The 21,410-nt window shown below is 67.8% G+C and carries 20 protein-coding genes; 11 read left to right on the top strand and 9 right to left on the bottom strand.

Features of this window, described 5'->3' with window-relative positions; translation table 11 throughout:
• Positions 1-115 precede the first annotated feature (115 nt).
• Positions 116-1,369, bottom strand: coding sequence for a diaminopimelate decarboxylase (gene lysA, locus HWW87_RS20520; RefSeq protein ID WP_175821879.1), 1,254 nt, complete (start codon positions 1,367-1,369; stop codon positions 116-118).
• Between the two features lie 108 nt (positions 1,370-1,477).
• Between lysA and HWW87_RS20515 the strand changes: the two genes are divergently transcribed.
• Entirely contained in the window at positions 1,478-2,392 is a 915-nt protein-coding gene (locus HWW87_RS20515) for a LysR family transcriptional regulator (RefSeq protein WP_175821878.1), read from the top strand.
• Between the two features lie 63 nt (positions 2,393-2,455).
• On the top strand, positions 2,456-3,055 hold the full coding sequence (locus tag HWW87_RS20510; RefSeq protein WP_175821877.1) for a GNAT family protein: 600 nt from the start codon (positions 2,456-2,458) through the stop codon (positions 3,053-3,055).
• 114 nt (positions 3,056-3,169) lie between these two features.
• Here HWW87_RS20510 and HWW87_RS20505 read toward each other — a convergent pair whose 3' ends face one another.
• Positions 3,170-3,748 (bottom strand): DUF4142 domain-containing protein, encoded by a 579-nt coding sequence (locus HWW87_RS20505; protein ID WP_175821876.1) that lies wholly within the window; start codon positions 3,746-3,748, stop codon positions 3,170-3,172.
• Positions 3,749-4,157: 409 nt separating this feature from the next.
• Entirely contained in the window at positions 4,158-4,781 is a 624-nt protein-coding gene (locus tag HWW87_RS20500) for an HAD hydrolase-like protein (RefSeq protein ID WP_175821875.1), read from the bottom strand.
• Between the two features lie 150 nt (positions 4,782-4,931).
• On the opposite strand from HWW87_RS20500, the gene HWW87_RS20495 reads away from it, so the two are divergent.
• Together HWW87_RS20495 and HWW87_RS20490 are read left to right on the top strand one after the other, a co-directional pair.
• A complete protein-coding gene (locus HWW87_RS20495; protein WP_175821874.1) occupies positions 4,932-5,375 on the top strand; it encodes a GNAT family N-acetyltransferase in 444 nt (147 codons plus the stop codon).
• Between the two features lie 52 nt (positions 5,376-5,427).
• Positions 5,428-5,646: a DUF1653 domain-containing protein gene (locus HWW87_RS20490; protein WP_006480837.1), complete on the top strand. Its 219-nt coding sequence runs from the start codon at positions 5,428-5,430 to the stop codon at positions 5,644-5,646.
• 22 nt (positions 5,647-5,668) lie between these two features.
• Here the strand turns inward: HWW87_RS20490 and atpC are convergent, their stop codons facing one another.
• Positions 5,669-6,127: an ATP synthase F1 subunit epsilon gene (gene atpC, locus HWW87_RS20485; RefSeq protein ID WP_175821873.1), complete on the bottom strand. Its 459-nt coding sequence runs from the start codon at positions 6,125-6,127 to the stop codon at positions 5,669-5,671.
• 10 nt (positions 6,128-6,137) lie between these two features.
• Positions 6,138-7,007: an ATP synthase F1 subunit gamma gene (gene atpG / locus HWW87_RS20480; protein WP_175821872.1), complete on the bottom strand. Its 870-nt coding sequence runs from the start codon at positions 7,005-7,007 to the stop codon at positions 6,138-6,140.
• Here atpG and HWW87_RS20475 point away from each other — a divergent pair.
• From HWW87_RS20475 to fabI, 4 genes are read left to right on the top strand one after another with little or no spacing between them, the layout of a single operon-like run.
• A complete protein-coding gene (locus HWW87_RS20475; RefSeq protein ID WP_347879294.1) occupies positions 7,000-8,127 on the top strand; it encodes a phosphate acetyltransferase in 1,128 nt (375 codons plus the stop codon). The two genes, atpG and HWW87_RS20475, sit on opposite strands and share 8 nt — an antisense overlap.
• 10 nt (positions 8,128-8,137) lie before the next feature.
• Complete coding sequence (locus HWW87_RS20470) at positions 8,138-9,346, top strand: acetate/propionate family kinase (protein ID WP_175821871.1); 1,209 nt, start codon at positions 8,138-8,140, stop codon at positions 9,344-9,346.
• Between the two features lie 8 nt (positions 9,347-9,354).
• On the top strand, positions 9,355-10,476 hold the full coding sequence (locus HWW87_RS20465) for an alpha/beta fold hydrolase (RefSeq protein ID WP_175821870.1): 1,122 nt from the start codon (positions 9,355-9,357) through the stop codon (positions 10,474-10,476).
• A 28-nt stretch (positions 10,477-10,504) separates the two neighbouring features.
• Positions 10,505-11,266, top strand: a complete 762-nt coding sequence (gene fabI, locus HWW87_RS20460; protein WP_175821869.1) for an enoyl-ACP reductase FabI — start codon at positions 10,505-10,507, stop codon at positions 11,264-11,266.
• A 60-nt stretch (positions 11,267-11,326) separates the two neighbouring features.
• On the opposite strand, the gene HWW87_RS20455 is transcribed toward fabI, so the two are convergent.
• Complete coding sequence (locus tag HWW87_RS20455) at positions 11,327-12,538, bottom strand: crosslink repair DNA glycosylase YcaQ family protein (RefSeq protein ID WP_175821868.1); 1,212 nt, start codon at positions 12,536-12,538, stop codon at positions 11,327-11,329.
• Between the two features lie 356 nt (positions 12,539-12,894).
• Entirely contained in the window at positions 12,895-14,283 is a 1,389-nt protein-coding gene (locus HWW87_RS20450; protein ID WP_175821867.1) for an MFS transporter, read from the bottom strand.
• A gap of 329 nt (positions 14,284-14,612) precedes the next feature.
• On the opposite strand from HWW87_RS20450, the gene treA reads away from it, so the two are divergent.
• Positions 14,613-16,331 carry an alpha,alpha-trehalase TreA gene (gene treA, locus HWW87_RS20445; RefSeq protein WP_175821866.1) on the top strand — a complete coding sequence of 573 codons (1,719 nt, stop codon included), beginning with the start codon at positions 14,613-14,615 and terminating at the stop codon, positions 16,329-16,331.
• Positions 16,332-16,456: 125 nt separating this feature from the next.
• On the opposite strand, the gene HWW87_RS20440 is transcribed toward treA, so the two are convergent.
• Together HWW87_RS20440 and HWW87_RS20435 are read right to left on the bottom strand one after the other, a co-directional pair.
• Positions 16,457-17,944, bottom strand: a complete 1,488-nt coding sequence (locus HWW87_RS20440; protein WP_175821865.1) for a carbohydrate porin — start codon at positions 17,942-17,944, stop codon at positions 16,457-16,459.
• A gap of 94 nt (positions 17,945-18,038) precedes the next feature.
• On the bottom strand, positions 18,039-18,305 hold the full coding sequence (locus tag HWW87_RS20435; protein WP_175821864.1) for a hypothetical protein: 267 nt from the start codon (positions 18,303-18,305) through the stop codon (positions 18,039-18,041).
• A gap of 1,080 nt (positions 18,306-19,385) precedes the next feature.
• Here HWW87_RS20435 and HWW87_RS20430 point away from each other — a divergent pair.
• Positions 19,386-19,523: a hypothetical protein gene (locus tag HWW87_RS20430; protein WP_174388375.1), complete on the top strand. Its 138-nt coding sequence runs from the start codon at positions 19,386-19,388 to the stop codon at positions 19,521-19,523.
• A gap of 117 nt (positions 19,524-19,640) precedes the next feature.
• Positions 19,641-21,287: an NRAMP family divalent metal transporter gene (locus tag HWW87_RS20425; protein ID WP_175821863.1), complete on the top strand. Its 1,647-nt coding sequence runs from the start codon at positions 19,641-19,643 to the stop codon at positions 21,285-21,287.
• The last annotated feature ends 123 nt before the right edge of the window (positions 21,288-21,410 follow it).

Genomic DNA, 21,410 nt, shown 5'->3' with positions numbered 1-21,410 from the left:
TGCCGTCGATGCGCATGATCGCGATCGTGCGCCCGACGACGAGACGCCAAGCAAAACGGCCAGGCTGCCGGTAGCGGCAAGCCTGGCCGTTGGCGTTCGTCACGCCGGGCGTGGGTTACTCGAACGTTTCCAGCGCGAGCAATTCGCCGATCGTCTGCCGGCGGCGGATCAGCCGCGGCGTGCCGCGATCGACGAGCACTTCCGGCGCGAGCGGCCGGCTGTTGTAGTTCGAGGACATCGACGCACCGTACGCGCCCGCGTCGTGCAGGAACAGCAGGTCACCGATCTGCGGCTGCGCGAGCTTGCGGTGCGTGACCACGCCGCCTGCATCCTGCGTGAACACGTCGCCCGATTCGCACAGCGGCCCGGCGATCGCGAGATCGACGAGCGGCCGGCCGGCGGGCGGCGCGCCATCGTGCGCGTGCACCGACACCGCGTGATAGCTGCCGTACATCGACGGGCGCATCAGGTCGTTGAAGCCCGCGTCGATCAGCACGAAATCGTGTTTCGGCCGACGGTTGACGGCCTGCACTTCGGTGACGAGCGTGCCGGCTTCGGCGACGAGAAAGCGGCCCGGTTCGATCTCGATGCGCACCGGGTGGCCGAGATGCCGTTCGATCCGCTTGCGCGCGGCGTCCCACTGGCTGAAGTAGTGACCGACGTCGACACGCGGCTCGCCGTCGTGATACGGGATCGACAGGCCGCCGCCGGCCGAGATCGCGTCGATGTCGTGGCCGAGCGACGTGACGAGATCGACCATCGCGTCGCACACCTGCGACAGGTGGCCGTAGTCGACACCCGAACCGATGTGCATATGAATGCCGACCAGCTTCAGCCCGTACTGGCGCACGATCTCGATCGCGCGCGGTATGTCGTCGATCCAGATGCCGTGCTTGCTCTGCGGGCCGCCGGTGTTGGTCTTGTTGCTGTGGCCGTGGCCGAACCCGGGGTTGACGCGCAGCCACACGCGGTGGCCGGGCGCATGCTCGCCGATGCGCGCGAGCATGTCGAGCGAACCGGCGTTCACGGTCACGCCATGCTTCAGCACCGCCGCGAGCGTCGGGCGGTCGATCAGGTCGGCCGTGAATACGACGCCTTCCGGCTCGCCTGCCGCAGGATCGCCTGCCGGACTGAACCCCGCCGCGAGGCTGCGCTCGATCTCGCCGAGCGACACGGCGTCGACGCACGCGCCTTCCTCGCGCATCAGCTTCAGGATATGGACGTTCGAATTCGCCTTCTGCGCATAGCGGATCACGTCGAACTGGCGCAGTTGGGCGATGCGGTCGCGGATGACGTCGGCGTCGTACACCCACAGCGGGGTGCCGTATTGCTGCGCGAGCGTCGCGAGCTGGCGGGAATCGAGGGACATGGCGGATGAATCGGATTGAATGAACGGATAGCCGGATGATGCGCCTGATCGGCTATACAGTAAAATGCCTATCTATCGATACTCGATTCATTCCTGATATATACGATCATGCTGACGCACCGTCATATCGAGGTTTTTCGCGCGCTGATGGTCACCGGAAGCACGACGCGCGCGGCCGAGATGCTGTACACGTCGCAGCCGACCATCAGCCGCGAGCTGGCGCGGATGGAGCAGGTCGTCGGCTTTGCGCTGTTCGAACGCGCGCACGGCCGGCTGCGCCCGACGATGGCCGCGCTCACGCTGTTCGACGACGTGCGGCTCGCATATGTGGGGCTCGAACGCGTCGCGGCGACGGCCGCGCGCCTGCGCGAGTTTCGCGACGGGCAACTGTCGGTGATCGCGTTGCCGGCGTTCTCGCACGCGATCCTGCCCGGTGCGTGCCGGCGCTTTCACGACGCGCATGCGGGCGTCAGCGTGTCGGTCGCGACGCAGGAGTCGCCGGTGCTCGAAGAGTGGCTCACTGCCCAGCGTTACGACCTCGGGCTGACCGAGCACGACGTCGCGCCGGCCGGCACGGTGCTCACGCCGCTGCTCGAAGTCGATGAGGTGTGCGTGCTGCCCGACGGCCATCCGCTGCTCGCGCAGGACGCGATCGACCTGCTGGATCTCGCCGACCGCCCGTTCGTGAGCCTGTCGCTGAACGATCCGTACCGCATCCTGATCGACGAGGCGTTCGCGCAGCTCGGCGTCGCGCCGCGTTCGGTGGTTGACACGCCGTCGGCGGTGTCGGTGTGCGCGTTCGTGCGGCAAGGGCTCGGGGCCGCGATCGTCAACCCGCTCACGGCGCTCGATTTCGTCGGCCGCGACCTGCACGTGCGGCCGCTGACGCGCTCGTTTCCGTACCGGGTCAGCCTGATCGTGCCCGAGCACCGGCCGAAGAGCCTGCTCGTCGATGCGTTCGCCGATGCGTTGCGCGGCGAAGCGAAGGCGATCCGCCGCCGGCTGGCCGCACACCTCGGCTAGCGGCGCCACCGTATGATGGGCGTTTCGCCGCCATCGTCCTCATTTCCTTTCCGGAATTCCGTCATGACCGACGCATCGTCTGCCCTCGAACAACCGACCCTCACCGGCGAACGTGTCGTCCTGCGCCCGCTCGAGGCATCCGACCGGCAGGCGCTGCTGGACGCCGCGGCCGACGGCGAGTTGTGGAACCTGAAAGTCACGGTCGTGCCGGGCGCGCAGACGGTCGACGCCTACATCGACGCGGCGCTGCAGGGGCGGGCGGCCGGTACCGTGATGCCGTTCGTGATCGTCGATCGCGCATCGGGCCGCGTCATCGGCAGCACGCGCTTCTGGAAGATCGACCGCAAGAATCGCAAGCTCGAGATCGGCCATACGTGGCTGGGCGAATCGGCGCAGCGTACGCGCGCGAATACCGAAGCGAAGTGGTTGCTGCTGGCTTATGCGTTCGACACGCTGCAATGCGTGCGCGTGCAGTTCACGACGGACGAGCTGAACGAGAAATCGCGCGCGGCGATCCTCCGGCTCGGTGCGCAACAGGAGGGCATCGTGCGTCACGAACGGATCATGCCGGACGGCCGCAAGCGCAATTCAGTGCGCTTCAGCATCATCGACGACGAATGGCCGGAAGTGCGTGCGCGACTCGAAGCGAAGCTGGCGACGTAACGGGTGACGCGGGACGCTTGATGCGCGACGTGCGTCGCGCCGCCGGCAGGGGAGGCGGCAGCGCGACGGCGGGGGAAACGGTGCGCCGCGCACGATGCGCGGCGCTGCATCGCCTTACTGCGCCGATGCGAGGTGATGACGCTGCGCGAGCTTCTGCGCGTCCGCGTAGTGCGCTTGCAGGATCGGCAGCGCCTGGCGTGCGACTTCCTTCAGCTTGGTGTCGCGGCCCGATGCGATTTCGGCCTGGAACGCCGAGATCGTCTTCTGCTGGCCGGCGAGCGCGACCTGTTCGATATACGCCTTGTCGAACTCGGCGCCGCGCAGGCTCTTGATGCTGTTCAGCACGGTCGTGTCGGGGTCGTTGGCCGGCACGTCGATGCCGCGCGGGCTTGCCGCACGCATCGCCTGGATGATCTTTGCATCGTCGGTCGACACGCGTTGCGCGAACGCCTTGACCTGGCTGTCCGACGTGCGTGAATCGGCGATGCGCGCGGCGTCGTGCTGGGTCGACACGGTCTTCGTGCCGTCCGTGATGAAGGTCTGGTCGGCTTCGTGGATGCGCGTCGCGGTCGCGGCCGGCGCAGCGGACGCGGCGGGTGCCGGTTGTGCGGTTTGCGCGGTCGCCGTCACGGCGACGAGAAGCAGGCCAGCGGCAGACAAAGCAAGGCGCGAAATGTGGGGAAAGCGGTTCATGGGGGACCTCCTCGATCGGGGCTCTGGTTAAAAAACGGATCGTGTGATCCGTCGCTGTGCGAGAGACCGGGCGCGCCCGGGCCGGATTCGATGGCCGCTCTGCCGCGGCGGCGTTCGAAGTGTTTCCCGGCCCGACTGATTCTAGGAGAGCGGTCGGGTAGCAGGTGCAACCGTGCTGTGGCTTGTGTAACGGTTGGTAAGACGAATCGATGGGCAGAGGCGCAGGCAGGTAGTGCGTACCTGATGCGCATGCGGCAGCGGCAATTTTTGCGCGCGCGGGGCGCATGCAATGCATGAGATGCACGTGCGTGTCATCGGCATTTCATCGGCGTGATGGTGTCGCGGCCGTTGCCGTGGCGGCGCGTCGGGCGAGAGGGCTGCGTGTGTGTGGCGTGCGTGAAAGAAAGCGTTACACGCGATCGAGCAGCGCATCGAGGCGCGGCAGCAACGGCGTCGCGCAATGTGCCTGCAACGCGTCGGGCGCGGTGTAGCCCCACGCGACGCCCTGGAACGCGATATGGGCGCGCCGTGCCGCGTCGGCGTCACGGATTTCGTCGCCGACGTACAGCACTTCGTCGGCGCGCACACCGGCCTCGCGCACGAGCGCACGCAGACGGCGCGCCTTGCCGAACAGCGGAATGCCGCATGCGAAATGGTCGACGCGCGCGCCGGCGCGCGGGCCGAGCCGGTCACGCACGATCTCTTCGGTATTCGACGTGGCGATCGCGATGCGGATGCCGCGCGCGGCGAGCGCGTCGAACGTTGCGTCGACGCCGGGAAAGAGCCGCACGTGCGCGATGCGCGGCCGCATCAGGCGACGCATGTCGATCGTCACGCGCGGCACTTTCCACATCGGCACGTCGAGCGCGCGAATGATGTCACGCGCCGACATGCCGCGCAGCGCCGGGCGCAGTTCGGGCGTGGCGTCGCGAAAGCCGTGCAGGCGTGACGCTTCCGACAGCGCGGCGAGAAAACTGTCGAGCGAATCGGCAAGCGTGCCGTCGAAGTCGAAAGCGACGAGGCGGTAGGTCATGAAGCAGCGTAGCGGGGTAATCGGGTGGACGATATTGTCACCGAATCGAGGCCGGCAGGGCGGCAGATGGTCCGTGGCGTCCCTTGTCCCGCACCCGACAGCGCGGTATCGTCGATGCTCCGCCTTCCGCCCTCAAACCGGAGAACCGACGTGCCCGCAGCCACCCCCGCCACGCCGAGATTTTCCACCGACAAGCGCGAACTCGACATCGACGCGATCTTCGACTTCCTGCATCGCGACGCGTACTGGTCGCAGGGCATTCCGCGCGACGTGGTCGAGCGGGCGATCGAGGGCTCGCTGTGCTTCGGTGCGTATGTCGGCGACCGGCTCGTCGGGTTCGCGCGGCTCGTCACCGATCACGCGACGTTCGCATACCTGTGCGACGTATTCGTGCTGCCGGCCGAACGCGGCAACGGCTACGGCCGCGCACTGATCGACCATATATTCGCGCAGGAAATGGTGCAGCGGCTGCGCCGCATCATGCTCGTGACGACCGATGCGCACGCGCTGTACCGGCCGGTCGGCTTCGGCCCGTGCGCGAACCCCGAGCGGCTGATGGAGATCCGCCGCCCCGACATCTACACGAAACGCTGACGCGCAGCGCATACAATACGCGCTTTCCGTTTTTGCCAAAGAGAAGCACACCATGACCGAACAGGAAGCCGAACAACTCGCGACGCACCGCCACTACAAGGGCGGCCTGTACCGCTATATCGGCGTTGCCCGCCATTCCGAAACCGAGGAATCGGTGGTCGTATACGAGCATCTGTGGCCGCATGCGCGCGGGCTGTGGGTGCGGCCGGAAGCGATGTTCAACGGCAATCTCGAAGACGGCACGCCGCGTTTTCGCAAGCTGCGCGACTGAGCGGGCGGCACCGGAACAGGCCCTAACCGACGCCGCCCGGCTTGTCGTGCGGCCCCTGTTGCCGCAGCGCCATCGCAAAGAAGCGCCGGATTTCATCCATCAATTCCGCGCGGGCCGACGCGAAATCGAACGCGCGCCGGTTTTCGTGCGCGTAGCGCCGGCGCCAGTCGTCGGCCGCATGCCGCGCTTCGCGTGCGCGCAGATCGTCGAGTTCGGGCGTGCGCAGCGCGTGATCGGCGATCAGCGTCACGCCGTCGCGGCTGACTTCCAGCACGCCGCCCGCGACGAGGAGGCGGCGATGCTCGCCGGTCGGTGCATCGACGAGCATCACGACGCCCGGCCGGATCCGCGTGAGCAGCGGCGCGTGATGCGGGTAGATCCCCAGTTCTCCGCTTTCCCCCGGGACGACGACGAAATGCGCGTCGCCGGCATACAGCACCGCTTCCACGCTCACGATGTCGAGCTTCATCGACGTCTTCATGTGGACTCCTTCAGACCGCCGCCGCGCCGGCGACGATTTCGCACAGCTCGGTGGTGATCTGCGCCTGTCGCGTCTTCTGGTACAGGTGCCGCAGTTCGCGCAACACGCGGTCGGCGTTGTCCGTCGCGGTCTGCATGCTGAACATCCGCGCGCATTGCTCGCACGCGTAGTTTTCGACGACGGCCTGATAGAGCATCGCCTCGACGTAGCGCAGCAGCAACGTGTCCACGACCGGCTTGGGCGCGGGCTCGTACAGATAGTCGGACGCGGCCGCGCCGTCGGTCGGCGCGCCGGTGTCGAGCCCCGCGATCGGCAGCATCGCATCGATGCGCGGCTCGTACGCGAGCGGGCTCGTCAGCCGGTTGTACGCGACGTGCACTTCATCGAGCTCGCCGTTGACGAACGCGGTCAGCGGCACGAGCAGCGCACCGAGCAACTGCTCGAAGTGCGGCTCGGCGGCCAGGCCGCCCGCACGCGCTGCGATGGTCGCGCCGTGGCGCAGCAGCGGCGCGACGCCGCGCGCACCGATCACGCTCAGTTCGCATGCGACGCCGGCCTGGTCCCAGCGTTCGAGCGCATCCACGCATTCGACGAGCAGCCGCGCATTGAGCGGGCCGCACAGCCCGCGATCGGTGCTGACGACGATCAGGCCGACGCGGCGCACGGTATCGCGTCGCGCCATCAGCGCCGATACATGGTCGGGACGGTCGCGCAGCACGCGTTCCGCCATCGCGCCGATGCGCGCCGCATACGGGCGGAACTCGCGCGCACGTCGCTGCGCGCTCGCCATCTTGGTGCGCGCCATCATTTCCATCGCCTTGGTGATCTTGCGCGTGGACGAGGTACTGGCGATCTTCGAGCGGATTTCGCGTATGTGCATGTCAGGGGGTGGGCGTCGCGGCCATCCGAATGTCATTGTGCGACTTCATGCTATCGGGACTTCACCTGAAACGATTGACGGAAATCAAACGACTTCGCCCGGTCCCGCACCAGAATCCGTTCACGTGATCCTTGCGAAGGGGCAGTCGATGACCGAGTTGCGCATGCATCAGAAATACGAAGCACTGGTTGCGCGTTGCCGCGCATTACGCCCGGTGACGGTCGCGGTCGCGCATCCTTGCGACGAGGTATCGCTGCACGCGGCGGCGGCCGCCGCTCGGGCCGGTATCGTCGTGCCCGTGCTGGTCGGCCCGGTGGCGCGGATCACGATGCTCGCCGCGACGCTCGGTATCGACCTGTCCGGCTATCGGCTCGTGGATGCGCCGCACAGTCATGCGTCGGCGGCGCGCGCCGTCGAGCTGGTGCGCGCGGGCGATGCGCAGGCGCTGATGAAGGGCAGCCTGCATACCGACGAATTGCTGGAGGAGGTGGTGCGCGCCGATACGGGGCTGCGCACCGGGCGGCGCCTGAGCCACGTGTTCATCATGGACGTGCCGACTTACCACAAGCCGCTGTTCATCACCGACGCGGCCGTCAATATCCGTCCGACGCTCGAGCAGAAGGCCGACATCGTGCAGAACGCGATCGATCTCGCGCACGCGCTCGGCATCGCCCGGCCGAAGGTGGCGATCCTGTCGGCGGTCGAGACGGTCAGCTCGAAGCTGCCGTCGACGCTCGACGCGGCCGCGCTGTGCAAGATGGCCGAGCGCGGCCAGATCACCGGCGCGTTGCTCGACGGGCCGCTCGCGCTCGACAACGCGATCAGCCCGGAGGCCGCGCGGCTCAAGCATCTCGGTTCCGCGGTCGCGGGCGATGCGGACATCCTCCTCGTGCCCGACCTCGAGGCCGGCAACATGCTCGCGAAGGAGTTGACGTTCCTGGCGAATGCCGATGCGGCCGGCATCGTGCTCGGCGCGCGCGTGCCGGTGATCCTGACGAGTCGTGCCGACAGCGAACGCACGCGCCTGGCGAGCTGCGCGGTCGCGGCGCTCGTCGCGGCGGCGGCGCGCGCCACGGCGGCGCCGGTGGCCGCGCCGGCGGTTGTGGCCGACGCACACTGACGGGGCCGCGATGCGACATCCCGTCCTGGTGCTCAACGCCGGCTCGTCGAGCCTCAAGTTCTCGGTCTACGACACGCGCGAGGATCGCTCGCTCGATGCGGGCCTGCACGGGCAGGTCGAGAACCTGCATGGCACACCGCATCTGTTCGTGGCCGATGCGCACGGCGCGGCGCTCGCCGACCGCCCCGTCGCGCGACCGGGGCATCAAGGCGCGATCGAGGCACTGCACGCGTGGTTCGCCGCTCACGTCGGGCAGGAGGCCGCGTTCGACGGCGTCGGGCACCGGGTCGTGCATGGCGGCCCGTATTTCACCGCGCCGGTGCGGATCGACGCACGCGTGCTCGATGCGATAGCGTCGCTTTCGCCGCTCGCGCCGCTGCACCAGCCGCATCACGTCGATGCGATTCGCGCGGTTGCCGCGGTTGCGCCGAACCTGCCGCAGGTCGCGTGTTTCGACACCGCGTTCCATTCGACGGTGCCGGCGCTCGAACGGGAGTTCGCGTTGCCGCGCGCGCTGACCGAACAGGGCATCGTGCGCTACGGGTTTCACGGGCTGTCGTACGAGTACATCGCGATGGCGCTCGCGGCGCTCGATCCGTCGTGGGTGCAGCGCCGGACGGTTGTCGCGCACCTCGGCAACGGCGCGAGCCTGTGTGCGCTCGCGAACGGCCGCAGCGTCGCGACGACGATGGGGTTCACGGCCGTCGACGGGCTGCCGATGGGCACGCGCACGGGCGCGCTGGATCCGGGCGTGATCCTGTACCTGCAGCGTCACGCAGGCCGGTCGCTCGACGAGGTCGAGCATCTGATCTATGCCGAATCGGGCTTGCTCGGCGTGTCCGGCGTGTCGAGCGACATGCGCACGCTGCTCGCGAGCGACGCACCGTCGGCCGCGCATGCGGTCGAGCTGTTCGCCTATCGCGCGGCCCGCGAACTCGCCGCGCTGGCCGGCGTGCTCGGCGGCCTCGACACGCTCGTGTTCACGGCGGGCATCGGCGAGCACGCGCCGCGCGTGCGCGAACGGATCTGCAGCCGCGCCGCGTGGCTCGGCATCGTGCTCGACGACGCGGCGAACGCTGCCGGCCTGCCGGTGATTTCGAGCGACGCGTCGCGCGTGACGGTGCGCGTGATCCCGACCGACGAGAACCTGATGATCGCGCGGCACACGCGCCGCGTGCTGGACGACGCGATCCCTTCCACGCCGTATCCGACCCGGTGAGACCTTCGATGACAGCCCGCGACACATCTTTCCCTGCCGTCAGCGCCCCCGCGCTGCCGATTTTCTGGCCGATGGCCGCCGCTACCGCGATGTTTGCGGCCGGCTCCGAGATTGCGGCGCGCAATCTCCGCTTCCTCGCGGAAGAGGAGAAGCTTCATTTCGAAGCGCACCCGGCGCTGGCATCGGCGAACCGGCCGTTGCTGGAACTGCGGACGATGACGTTTCGCGATTATTCGGTCGCGCCGGCGCACGGGCTGCCGACGATCGTCGATGCGCCGTACGCGGGGCACAGCGCGATGATCGCCGACTACCAGCCGGGGCAGAGCCTGATGCAGACGCTGCGCGAGCACGGCGTGACGCGCCTGTACCTGACCGACTGGCGCTCGGCCACCGAGGACATGAAGGACCTCGAGATCGACCAGTATCTGGCCGAGCTGAACGTGTGCGTCGACGAACTCGGCGGCCGCGTGAATCTCGTCGGGCTGTGCCAGGGCGGCTGGATGTCCGCGATGTATGCGGCGCGTTTCCCGCACAAGGTCGCGAGCCTCGTGCTGGCAGGCTCGCCGATCGACACCGACGCGGGCGACGGCCCGATCAAGCGGATGGTGCACACGTATCCGACGTCGTTCTACGAGGAACTCGTCGCGATGGGCGGCGGGCTGATGCGCGGGCGGTTCATGCTGCGTGGCTGGAAGAACATGCATCCCGACCAGCACTATCTCGCCGAGCACGTCGACCTGTACGAGCATCTCGACGATCCCGAATACCTGCACAAGCGCGAGGTGTTCGCGAACTGGTACGAAAGCCCGATCGACCTGCCGGGACGCTGGTACCTGCAGGCGATCGTGCAGATCTTCAAGGGGAACCGGCTCGCGAAGGGCACGTTCGTCGCGCTCGGGCGCACGCTCGACCTGAAGAACGTCGCGTGCCCGGCCTATCTGCTCGCCGGCGAGGCCGACGACATCACGACGCCGGAGCAGGTGTTCGGCGCGCACGATCTTCTCGGGACGCCCGCGTCGCGGATCGAGAGCCGGCTCGTGCCGGGCGGCCATATCGGCCTGTTCATGGGGACGCGCACGCTGGCGACGGTGTGGCCCGACATCGCGCGATGGATCGCGGCGCAGCGCTAGGCCGGCGCGGATCGACACGGGAGGCGACATGACGTTGCGACACAAGCGGGGGCTCGTCGTCGGTATCGCGAACGAACAGAGCATCGCGTGGGGATGCGCGCGCGCGTTTTGCCGGGCAGGCGCCACGCTCGCGGTGACCTGGCAGTCGGACAAGACCTTGCCGCACGTCGAGCCGCTGTTCGCGCAACTCGATGCGCCGATCCGGATGCCGCTCGACGTCGGGCGGCCCGACCAGATGGCGGCGGTGTTCGACGCGATCGCGGTGCAATGGGGCGCGCTCGACTTCGTGCTGCATTCGGTGGCGTATGCACCGAAGGCCGATCTGCAGGGCCGCGTGGTCGACAGTTCGCCGGAAGGCTTTTCGTTGGCGATGGATACCTCGTGCCATTCGTTCATCCGGATGGCGCGGCTCGCCGAGCCGCTGATGACGCGAGGCGGGAGCCTGATGGCGATGAGCTATCTCGGCGCGGAGCAGGTCGTCGCGAATTACGGGGTGATGGGGCCGGTCAAGGCCGCGCTCGAAGCGAGCGTGCGGTACCTGGCGGCCGAACTCGGCGGCGCGGGCATTCGCGTCAACGCGATTTCGCCGGGCGTGCTGCCGACGCGCGCGGCGTCGGGCCTGCCGGATTTCGGCCGGCTGCTCGACGATACCGCGCGCCGGGCGCCGCTGCATCACGCGCTGGACATCGACGACGTCGGCGCGTTCTGCGCGTTTCTTGCCAGCGACGGCGCACGGGCGATCACGGGCGGCACGCACTATATCGACGCCGGCATGCACATGCTCGGCTAGGGCCGGTGCAAGCGCGTTATCAGCGTGAACAGGCCCTGGCGTGCCGGCGGCACGCGACCGTCAGGTGCGCGCGAATGCCTGCACGAGGGCCGGCGGCGCGTGGGCGACCGTGACCTCCGGCGTGCCGTGCCATGCCGCGAGTTTCTTCACGGCTTTCGCGACGTCGGCCGCGAGCCCGGTGCCGAAGCGCACGCCCGGCTCGACATGCACGGCCTTCAGCTCGAACGTGCCGAGCGTGCGATGCGCTTTCGCGTCGATGCGGCCCACCAGCCGGCCGCGATGCAGCACGGGCAGGCAGAAATAGCCGTAGCGCCGCTTGTGTTCCGGCGTATAGCACTCGATCGTGTAGTCGAAACCGAACAGCGTCGATGCGCGCCGGCGATCCCACACGACCGGGTCGAACGGCGACAGCAGCGTCGTGACCGTCGAGCGCAGCGTGTCGGCCGCGGCGGCCGGCAGCAACGCTTCGAGCGAGCGATGCACGTAGGCCGGTTCCTTCCAGTCGTCGATCTGCACCGGAATCAGGTCGCCGGCCTCGGCGAGCCGCTCGAGTTCCGCGCGATACGAACGGCGCGGCAGCCGATAGTAGTCGGCCACCCAGTCCGCGCGCACGACGCCGAGCGCGCGACACGTGAAGTCGAGCAGCGCAGGCAGCACGGCATCGCGCGGCGGCAGGTCGCGCGTATCGTCCCAGCCGGGCAGCACGCGTTCGCGCACGTCGTACACGCGCTGGAAATTGCGGCGCTCCGACACCATCAGGTCGCCCGTCGTGAACAGCACTTCCAGGTGACGCTTTTCCGGCTTGCGATCCCACCAGCCATTGCCCTTCACGCCATCCTCGCGCGCGAAATCGGCCGACCGCACCGGGCCTTCTTCGCGAATCCGCGCCAGCAGCCGTTCGATCTCGGGACGATTCTGCTCATGCCATTCGGCCGCATATTTCCAGCCCATTCCCGACGGATCGAGCATCTTGTAGCGCATCAGCCCGAACTGTTCGATCGGCAGGAAACACGCTTCGTGCGACCAGTATTCGAACAGGCGCGCCTCGGCGAGATGTTCGTCGAGCCAGTGCGGCGAGAAATCGCCGAGACGGCTGAATAGCACGAGATACGGGCTGCGCGCGACGACGTGGATGGTGTCGATCTGCAACTGCGCCATCCGGCGGATCGTGTCGAGCACGTCGGACTTGGTCGCCTTGCGGCGCGGCGGTGTGAGCAGGCCCTGGGCGGCGAGATGCAGTGCGCGGGCGGCGGCGGGCGAGAGCGTGAGCATCGGAAGGACGGTCGAGGGTGGCGATCGGGAACCACTTTAGCGCGAAAGCGGCGCGCGCGTGCGACGCGCGACTGCAACGCGTCTGACAATGCTTGACAGATGCGTTTTGCAAGTTTCCCTATAGTGCAGTTCATGGCGCGACGACACGTGCGCGCAACGATTCCGCTTCCGACGCACATATGTCCATGGCACGCAGGAAGCGAATCCGGGATTCCCGACCCCCATCGGGAGACCCGGAGCCCTGAGCGGACATCCATGCGGCTGTGCACCGGCCCCGTGTGGATGTCCGCTGATTTTTTTGTTTTTCCGGTTTTCATCCGTTGCCGCGCGACAGGTCATGCCGTCGCGCCGGCCATTCATTGCCGCTTGCCGCGCGCGACTTCGTCGCCGGCGCCGGGCGGCAGCCGCCGCGTGATCGGAATCGATGCGAACGAGCACAGCCCGACCACGAGGAACGCGGGCCAGAAATCCGACCACACCATCGCCTGATGGCCCTGGAGCCAGTGCGACACGTGCAGCACGAGGCCGGCCACCGTCACGCCGAGGCCGAGCGACATCTGCTGCACGACGCTGCCGAGGCTCGTCGCGCGGCCTGCGTCGCGCGGCGAGATGTCCGCATAGATCATCGAATTCAGGCTCGTGAACTGCAGCGCGGGGAAGATGCCGCCGACGAGCACGATCAGCCAGATCGCCCAGGTCGCCATGCCGGGATGGAACACGCCGTACGCGGCGATCGCGAGGCCCGCGAATGCCGCGTTGTAGATCAGCACCGTGCGAAAACCGAAGCGGCGCAGCGTATGCGTGGCCGTCGAGCGGCTGACCGCGCCGCCGAGCGCGGACGCGCACGTGATGAGCCCCGAGTGGAACGCGCTCATGCCGAGCCCTTCCTGCAGCGCGAGCGGCAGCAGGAACGGCACCGCGCCGAGGCCGATGCGGAACAGCGACCCGCCGACGACGCTCGCGTGGTACGTCGGGATCTTCAGGAAACTGAGGTCGAGCACCGGGCGCTCCTTGCGGCGCGCGTACGGCACGTACAGCGCGAGCATCGCGGCGCCGGCCGCGCACATGAGGATGGCGTTCGAGCGCGACGTGAGCGAGCCGTCGATCAGCGTGAGGCCCATCAGCAGCAGCGCGGCGCCGCTGGCCGACAGCAGGAAGCCGAACCAGTCGAGCGGGCCGGGATCGGGCTCGTGCGTGTTCGCGATGTGCTTGCTCGCGAGGTAGATCCCGTAGATGCCGATCGGCACGTTGATGAAGAAGATCATCCGCCAGTGCAGGTAGGTCGTGATGAAGCCGCCGACGAGCGGCCCGACCGTGGGCCCGAACAGCGCGGGAATCGCGAGGTAGTTCATCGCGCGCACGAGATCGGAGCGCGGCACCGCGCGGAAGATGATGATGCGGCCGACCGGGACCATCATCGCGCCGCCGACGCCCTGTATGAAGCGCGCGAACGTGAGCACGCCGAGGGAGTTGGACGCCGCGCACATCAGCGAGCCGACGACGAAGATGCCGATCGCGGTGCGGAACACGGCGCGCGCGCTGAAGCGGTCGGCGAGCCAGCCGCAGATCGGGATGAACACGCCGAGGCCGACCACGTAGGCCGTGATCGCGATGTTCAGTGTGACGGGGTTGTGCCCGAAGTCTCTCGCCATCGCAGGCAGCGCGGTGACGATGATGTTCGCGTCGACGCTTTCCATGAACAACGCACAGGCAACGATGAGCGGTGCTAGAAAGACGGGCGACATGGGCTGGGCGCGCGGTAAAGACGCCATTATGCCCACAATGTGACCGTTGCGTCACGTGCGACAACAGTTGTTCCGCATGTTGCAACAGTCGTTCCTGTTTCCACGTGCGGAAGGCGAGACGACTGCCGCCTCGGCCGTCGTGCGTGACATGACCCATGACGGTCCGGTCACGCCGGCCGAGAAACTTGCTTGACATGCATGTTTTGTGCGACAGTCGGACCCACTCGCATCACAACACGACGCGTATCGATCGAAGGCCATCGAGACGAACGCGCGCGCGAACGAGACCTCGTGCCGATCCACTCACCATCGAAAGGAGGGGACACGCCATGACGTCACGTCGTGCCGCACCGCTTGCATCTCGCTTCCCGTCGCGTCAGTCACCGCCCGCGCCGCGTCTGCGTTGGGCCGCCGCACTGGCCATCGCCTATCTCGCCGTCGCCGGTTGCGCCGCGCAGGCCGACAATGCGAACCAGGCCGCCGCGCAAGCGGCCAGCCAGTCCGCGATGCCTGCCGCCACCGCAGCGGCTCCCGCTCCCGCGTCGGGCGCGCTGCTGCCGCCGCCGAGCCAGCTCTACGGCGACCTGTTCGTCGCGGTGCAGACCGCGCAGCTCTATCCCGACCAGAAGACCTTCGTCGACGCCACGCCCGATACCGATCCCGCGACGATCGTGCGGTTGTATCAGCAACAGAAATCGCAGCCGGGCTTCTCGCTGAAGACGTTCGTCGACCAGCATTTCACGCCGCCCCCGGCAGGCGGCGTGACGCCGCCGCCGAACCAGACGCTGCGCCAGCATATCGACTGGCTGTGGCCGCAGCTCACGCGCACGAGCGTCACGGCGCCCCCGTACAGTTCGCTGATTCCGATGCCGAAGCCGTACGTCGTGCCGGGCGGCCGCTTCCGCGAAGGCTACTACTGGGACACCTATTTCACGATGCTCGGGCTGCAGGCGTCGGGGCGCGAGGATCTCGTCGACGACATGCTCGACAACTTCGCATACCTGATCGATACGATCGGGCACATCCCGAACGGCAACCGCACGTACTACGCGAGCCGCTCGCAGCCGCCGTTCTTCGCGTACATGGTCACGCTCGCTGCGCAGGCCGAAGGTGACAAGGTCTACCAGAAATACCTGCCGGCGCTGCGCAAGGAGCATGCGTACTGGATGCAGGGCGAAACCACGACGCCGCGCGGGCAGGCGGCGCGCAACGTGGTCGCGATGCCCGACGGCGCGGTGCTGAACCGCTACTGGGATGCGAGCGACACGCCGCGCGACGAGTCGTATCTCGAGGACGTGACCACCGCGAAATCGGTGCCGTCCCGGCCGGCGAACGAGGTGTACCGCGACCTGCGCGCGGGCGCCGAAAGCGGCTGGGACTACAGCTCGCGCTGGTTCGGCGACGGCAAGACGCTCGCGACGATCCGCACGACCGCGATCGTGCCGGTCGACCTGAACAGCCTGATGTTCCATCTCGAGACGACGATCGTGAAGGGCTGCGCGGTCACGCGCGACATCGCCTGCGTGGCCGATTTTTCAGGGCGCGCGGCGCGGCGTGCGGCCGCGATCAATCACTACCTGTGGAACCGTCGCGGCTATTACGGCGACTATGACTGGCAGTTGCGCAAGCCGCGCGACGGCGTGACGGCGGCCGCGCTGTATCCGCTGTTCGCGGGCGTCGCGTGGCCGGAGCGCGCGAAGGCGACCGCGCGCGAAGTGCGCAAGACGCTGCTGCAGCCGGGCGGCCTCGCGACGACGACCGAGAACACGGGCCAGCAGTGGGATGCGCCGAACGGCTGGGCGCCGCTGCAGTGGATCGCGATCGACGGGCTGCGCCGTTACGGCGAACCGGCGCTCGCGAAGGACATCGGCACGCGTTTCCTGTCCGACGTGAAGCACGTGTACGCGACCGAAGGCAAGCTCGTCGAGAAGTACGTGGTCGAGGGCACCGGCACGGGCGGCGGTGGAGGCGGCGAATATCCGTTGCAGGACGGCTTCGGCTGGACCAACGGCGTCACGCTGAAGCTGCTGGGGCTGTACGGCGAGTAATGCACAAGCGACTCATGCACGGCGAGTAAGGCGCGGCGTGGGCCGCGTACCCGCACGGCAGGCAACCGCACGGGCCGGACCGTCGCGCAAGCGGCCGTCCAGCCCGTGTTTTCATGCGGCTGGCGTCAGAACGTGATCGTCGTGCGCACGCCGACCACCGTTTCGTCGCCGATGCGCGCGCCGGCCGCGTTCGGGTTCGGGATGCCGCCGCCCGGACGGAAGAAGTGCTGCAGGTCGGCCTGCACCTGCCACCACGGCGCGACCTGGTACTGGTAGGTCGCCTCGACGACCGTCTCCGCGCGGCGCACCGGATAGCCGGGCGTCGTGTACGCGCCGGTGTCGCCGTCGAGGCCGCGCGCACGCGAGCCGATCTTCGCATAGCCGACCGCGATGCCGGCGACGTCGTTGTCGCGTCCGGCGAACGGCGCCTTCAGCGTCACGCCGGCGTTGGCCGCGAAATCGACGACATTGCGGTTGCCCGGCGAGCCCATCACGCGCGCGAACACGCCGATCGAGCGCGGGCTGTCGGCGGCCGGCCGCCACACCATCTGATCCGCGACCGCATAGAAGCCGTAGTTGCCGCGATGCGTGGCCGGTGTGCCGTTGCTTGCCGGATCGGCGAGCGACAACCCGTCGGTGCCGTAGCGCGGATCGTTCGCGTGCTGCGAGTGATACCAGAAGCCGAGCTTGTACGTGCCGGGCAGGCCGGCCGGCTGCGGGGCCTTCGGATCGGCGGGCGGCGCGTTCAGCGCGTACTGCACTTCGCCGATCACGAATGCGCCGCTGCGCAGGTTGAAGTTGGTGCCGTGCGCGTTCAGCACCTGCGCGTCGCCGTCGCTGCGGCCGGCCGGGTTGCCGTCGAACACGCCGACCATCGCGGTCCACGCGTCGGCCGGCTTCACGCGCAGCCGCACGCCGAGCGACGACAGCGGATACGCGGGGCCGCCGGACGGCAGGTCGGTGGACGGCAGCACGGGCCAGCCGAACGTCGCGTTCATGAACGTCGCCGCGTTCTCGCTCACCATGAATTCCTGGTCGACGCTCTGCTGGCCGACTTTCACGTCGACCTTGCCGTCGAGCAGCGACTGCTGGTACCAGAGCTCCCACAGGCGCGTGGTCGAATTGGCCTCGATGCCGGTCGCGGTCTGCATCGTCTGCAGGTAGCGCTGCGTGAGGCTGGTGCCGTGGATCTGTAGCCCCGACACGTTGAATGTGCCACCGGGCAGGCCGATCGCCTTGCCGGTGTCGACGTTGAAACCGAATTGCGTGAGCCCCTGGTACGCGCCGCCGCGACCCGTGCCGCCGGACGTGTTGTACAGGTACTCGCTGGTTTCCTGCAGGCTCAGCGTGACGCCATGCTCGTCGAGCACGTCACGCAGGCCGCCCATGTTGCCGAGCAGATTCGAGCGTTCCCACAAGCCGGTGGGAGCGGGCGCGGCAGCATCGGCGGCCTGTTGTGCGGGGGCGGCGGCATCGCTCGCGCCGGCCGCCGGTTCGGTTGTGACGGGAGACGTCGCTTGCGCGAATGCGGGCGCGGCGGCGAACGACAGTAGCAGCGCGGCGAGCGCATCGACGCGACGCTTGCGCGGGACGGGTGCGAGAGGGTTCTTCATTTCGGTTCCGTTGGCAGTTTGATTAGTTAGGCTGAAGAAACAGGAACGGGATGCGGGACGCATGGCGAGACGGCCCGCACGAAGGGAGAAGGGCTTACGGCAGCCAGCCGCCGACGCGCCACGCCTGCGCGAAGCCGACGTGTGGCGCGACCGAGCACAGCAGCGCGACGAGCGCGACCGCGGCCGCCGTCGCGGCGATCAGCACGCAATCGAGCGGGCGGGGCGCCGCCGGCACATGGGCGAGGGCCAGGCCGCGCCAGTGGCTGAATGCCCGGGCGAACGGCGAGCGGCCGGAAAACGAGTGGTCGCACGCGACGTGCACGACGCGCTTGAGTGTGACCGCGAACGATTGAAAGAACATGACGCTGCCTCCGTTCCGTCCGGCGAACGCCGGACGACGTGATCGAGCGCGGGCGCGTGACGCGGCCTGCGATCGGAGGATGGAACATAACGGAGCGTGCGACTGACGAACCGGCGATGGCCGGCCCGGGTGGAGGCGCGCTAACCCGACGAGTGCGAGCTAGCGGCAAAAGACATGCGTCTGGCTGCTATCTCGCGATGGCTTGGCCGGCCTGGACCGGCATCGAACTGCAACTAGAGCATGTGTCCACGGAGGGACTCCCGTAATGAATTGGGGCGGATTGTAGTCGCGACTTTTGCTGCGGCGCAAGTAGAAAACGCACGAAAGATGCGCTGCGTGGTGTGTGCGTCGCAGCGGAGCGGGGCCGCCACACGGCCACCCGGCGATGGTGAAAAGGAGGCGCAGCAGGGGGCCGGGCCGTTGCTCGCACGCATCGGCGCGGGGTTGCGTCATGACGGCGCTGAAAGGTTACGGAACGTTATTTCAAGGGCAAATCTTTCAGTCGCGTCAGGCGGGAAATTTATTTCGAAAAATGGGGTTTCAAGGGGTTGACTTCACTTTCGCGCGGTCCATAGAATCCGCCATCTTCACTCTTGGGGCCGCCGCCTTGGACGCCTGCAGTAGTCGATCTTCGAACGAAATTTCCGCCTGAGCGACCGACGTCCGCGCCTCATCGAAGCCGCCGTTTGTCTCCCGGGCAAACGGTGCGCGCAGCAGTATTCCGCAGCAACTCCCTACGTGCACCCTGATTCGCGCCGGTTAGCGTGATGCGTTTTCGCATGCGTTGCCCGGTTTCACCGCCGCCTGGCAGGCGGCCGCGTTCGCGCATCCGTTCTCCGGGCGCGCGAATGCCGGCCCGCACGCCGGACGGCGGTCAACCGTGTTCCCCGGAACACCGCACAGGAGCCGCCATGAACGACAGTGACAGTTGTCCCTTATGCCCGTTGCATACGCAGACCCTTTTGAACCCGGGTCGCGGGGACAATCCGGCCGACTAGCCTGACACGTCGTTCAGGCCCCGGACTGGCCCGCGCCCACCACGCGGCCGGCACGCCTGCCATCGCCGCACGGAGCCAGACCATGAACTTCGGCCTTCTGCTGTCGACCCTTCCGCACGTCACGGAATCGCGCCACCACTACGACACGATGCTGACGCTCGACGCCCGTCCGCGGGTGTTCTCCCGCCTGCTGAACCAGCTGAAATCGTTGATCCGCTGAAAAGAAACGCCGAGCGCGCCTCGGCATGCGCACGCGCGGCTGCCTGTCTGCAGGCGCCGCGTGCGCATTCCAAGGTCACACGTTTATCGAATAACCCTTAGCCGTACGGAACACATCATGTCCACGCCCTCCAACGTCTCTCCACCGATCGCGGTCGATCGCAGCGCCGTGCTCGACGAAGCCCACCTGGGCGACATCCGCGGTGCGCTCGGCACGATCTCGCACCACGACACCGGCGCGCGCGGCACGTGGTGGGCGCGACTGCGCACGCTGCTCGCGATCATCGGCCCGGGCCTGATCGTGATGGTCGGCGACAACGACGCCGGTGCATTCGGCACCTATACGCAGGCCGGCCAGAACTACGGTACGACGCTGCTGTGGACGTTGCTGCTGCTCGTGCCCGTGCTGTACGTGAACCAGGAAATGGTGCTGCGCCTCGGCGCGGTCACGGGCGTCGGCCATGCGCGCCTGATCTTCGAACGCTTCGGCAAGTTCTGGGGCGCGTTCAGCGTGATCGACCTGTTCCTGCTCAACGCGCTGACCATCGTCACCGAGTTCATCGGTATCACGTTCGTGCTGGATTTCTTCGGATTGCCGAAGGTGGCCGGCGTGTGCGTGGCCGCCGCGCTGACGATGGCCGCGGTCAGTACCGGCGATTTCCGGCGCTTCGAGCGGTTCGCGATCGGGCTGTGCGTGCTGAGCCTGCTGCTCGTGCCGGTGCTCGTGTCGATCCACCCGCCCGTCGCGCAGATGACGCGCGATTTCTTCGTGCCGAACTGGCCTGCGCACGCGAAGCTGTCGGACGTGATGCTGCTCGTGATCGGCATCGTCGGCACGACGGTTGCGCCGTGGCAACTGTTCTTCCAGCAGAGCTACGTGATCGACAAGCGCATCACGCCGCGCTTCATGAAATATGAAAAGGCCGACTTGTGGATCGGCATCGCGTTCGTGCTGGTGGGCGCGGTCGCGATGATCGGCTTCAGCTCGGCGTTGTTCGGCGGCCATCCGGAAGCCGGCAACTTCACCGACGCGGGCGGCATCATCGCGGGCCTCGAGAGGTATGCGGGCCGCACGAGCGCGACGCTGTTCGCGGTCGCGCTGCTCGACGCGTGCATCATCGGCGCGGCGGCCGTGTCGCTGTCGACCGCATACGCGATCGGCGACGTGTTCAAGATCCGTCACTCGCTGCACCGCGGCGTGACCGACGCGAAGGGCTTCTATCTGGTCTATTTCGGCATCGTCGCGGCCGCGGCCACGCTCGTGCTGATCCCGGGCAGCCCGCTCGGCCTGCTGACCGAAGCCGTGCAGACGCTGGCCGGCGTGCTGCTGCCGAGCGCGACAGTGTTCCTGCTCGTGCTGTGCAACGACCGCCAGGTGCTTGGGCCCTGGGTCAACTCGACGAAGCTCAACGTGTTCACCGGCGCGGTGATCTGGGTGCTGGTGCTGCTGTCGATCATCCTGACCGCGTCGGTGATGTATCCGGATATCAGCGGGGAAGCGATCGTCGACGTGCTGGTGGGCGGCACCGTGCTCGCCATCGCCGGCTATCTCGCGACGGTGCTGATTCGCCGCAACAAGCGCGTCGTCGAGCCGGCCGTCGATCGTTCGCTGCGCGACACGTGGCGCATGCCGCCGCTCGACACGCTCGAGCCGCAGAACATGACGCTCGCGACGCGGATCTGGATGGCGGTGCTGCGCGGCTATCTGGTGATCGCGGTCGGTCTCGTGATCGTGAAGGTCGTGCAGATGACGCTGCTGAAGTAACGCAGCCCGTCTGACAGGAGGCGGCACCGGACCCGGCGCCGCGCCGCAATCCACGCATGCCGGCCCGCGAGGCCGGCATGCGCGTTTACGCGCCCGGTTTCAGGAAACGGCGCCCGCGCCGCG

This window comes from Burkholderia sp. BCC0419 (assembly GCF_902830285.1).
Classification (GTDB): domain Bacteria; phylum Pseudomonadota; class Gammaproteobacteria; order Burkholderiales; family Burkholderiaceae; genus Burkholderia.
This window is presented reverse-complemented; position numbering and strand designations above follow the sequence as displayed.

Excerpts from the sequence above, each read along its gene's own strand:
- lysA (WP_175821879.1), bottom strand. The coding sequence starts at position 1,369 with ATGTCCCTCGATTCCCGCCAGCTCGCGACGCTCGCGCAGCAATACGGC.
- HWW87_RS20515 (WP_175821878.1), top strand. The coding sequence starts at position 1,478 with ATGCTGACGCACCGTCATATCGAGGTTTTTCGCGCGCTGATGGTCACC.
- HWW87_RS20510 (WP_175821877.1), top strand. The coding sequence starts at position 2,456 with ATGACCGACGCATCGTCTGCCCTCGAACAACCGACCCTCACCGGCGAA.
- HWW87_RS20505 (WP_175821876.1), bottom strand. The coding sequence starts at position 3,748 with ATGAACCGCTTTCCCCACATTTCGCGCCTTGCTTTGTCTGCCGCTGGC.
- HWW87_RS20500 (WP_175821875.1), bottom strand. The coding sequence starts at position 4,781 with ATGACCTACCGCCTCGTCGCTTTCGACTTCGACGGCACGCTTGCCGAT.
- HWW87_RS20490 (WP_006480837.1), top strand. The coding sequence starts at position 5,428 with ATGACCGAACAGGAAGCCGAACAACTCGCGACGCACCGCCACTACAAG.
- atpC (WP_175821873.1), bottom strand. The coding sequence starts at position 6,127 with ATGAAGACGTCGATGAAGCTCGACATCGTGAGCGTGGAAGCGGTGCTG.
- HWW87_RS20475 (WP_347879294.1), top strand. The coding sequence starts at position 7,000 with ATGTGCATGTCAGGGGGTGGGCGTCGCGGCCATCCGAATGTCATTGTG.
- atpG (WP_175821872.1), bottom strand. The coding sequence starts at position 7,007 with ATGCACATACGCGAAATCCGCTCGAAGATCGCCAGTACCTCGTCCACG.
- HWW87_RS20470 (WP_175821871.1), top strand. The coding sequence starts at position 8,138 with ATGCGACATCCCGTCCTGGTGCTCAACGCCGGCTCGTCGAGCCTCAAG.
- HWW87_RS20465 (WP_175821870.1), top strand. The coding sequence starts at position 9,355 with ATGACAGCCCGCGACACATCTTTCCCTGCCGTCAGCGCCCCCGCGCTG.
- fabI (WP_175821869.1), top strand. The coding sequence starts at position 10,505 with ATGACGTTGCGACACAAGCGGGGGCTCGTCGTCGGTATCGCGAACGAA.
- HWW87_RS20455 (WP_175821868.1), bottom strand. The coding sequence starts at position 12,538 with ATGCTCACGCTCTCGCCCGCCGCCGCCCGCGCACTGCATCTCGCCGCC.
- HWW87_RS20450 (WP_175821867.1), bottom strand. The coding sequence starts at position 14,283 with ATGTCGCCCGTCTTTCTAGCACCGCTCATCGTTGCCTGTGCGTTGTTC.
- treA (WP_175821866.1), top strand. The coding sequence starts at position 14,613 with ATGACGTCACGTCGTGCCGCACCGCTTGCATCTCGCTTCCCGTCGCGT.
- HWW87_RS20440 (WP_175821865.1), bottom strand. The coding sequence starts at position 17,944 with ATGAAGAACCCTCTCGCACCCGTCCCGCGCAAGCGTCGCGTCGATGCG.
- HWW87_RS20435 (WP_175821864.1), bottom strand. The coding sequence starts at position 18,305 with ATGTTCTTTCAATCGTTCGCGGTCACACTCAAGCGCGTCGTGCACGTC.
- HWW87_RS20430 (WP_174388375.1), top strand. The coding sequence starts at position 19,386 with ATGAACTTCGGCCTTCTGCTGTCGACCCTTCCGCACGTCACGGAATCG.
- HWW87_RS20425 (WP_175821863.1), top strand. The coding sequence starts at position 19,641 with ATGTCCACGCCCTCCAACGTCTCTCCACCGATCGCGGTCGATCGCAGC.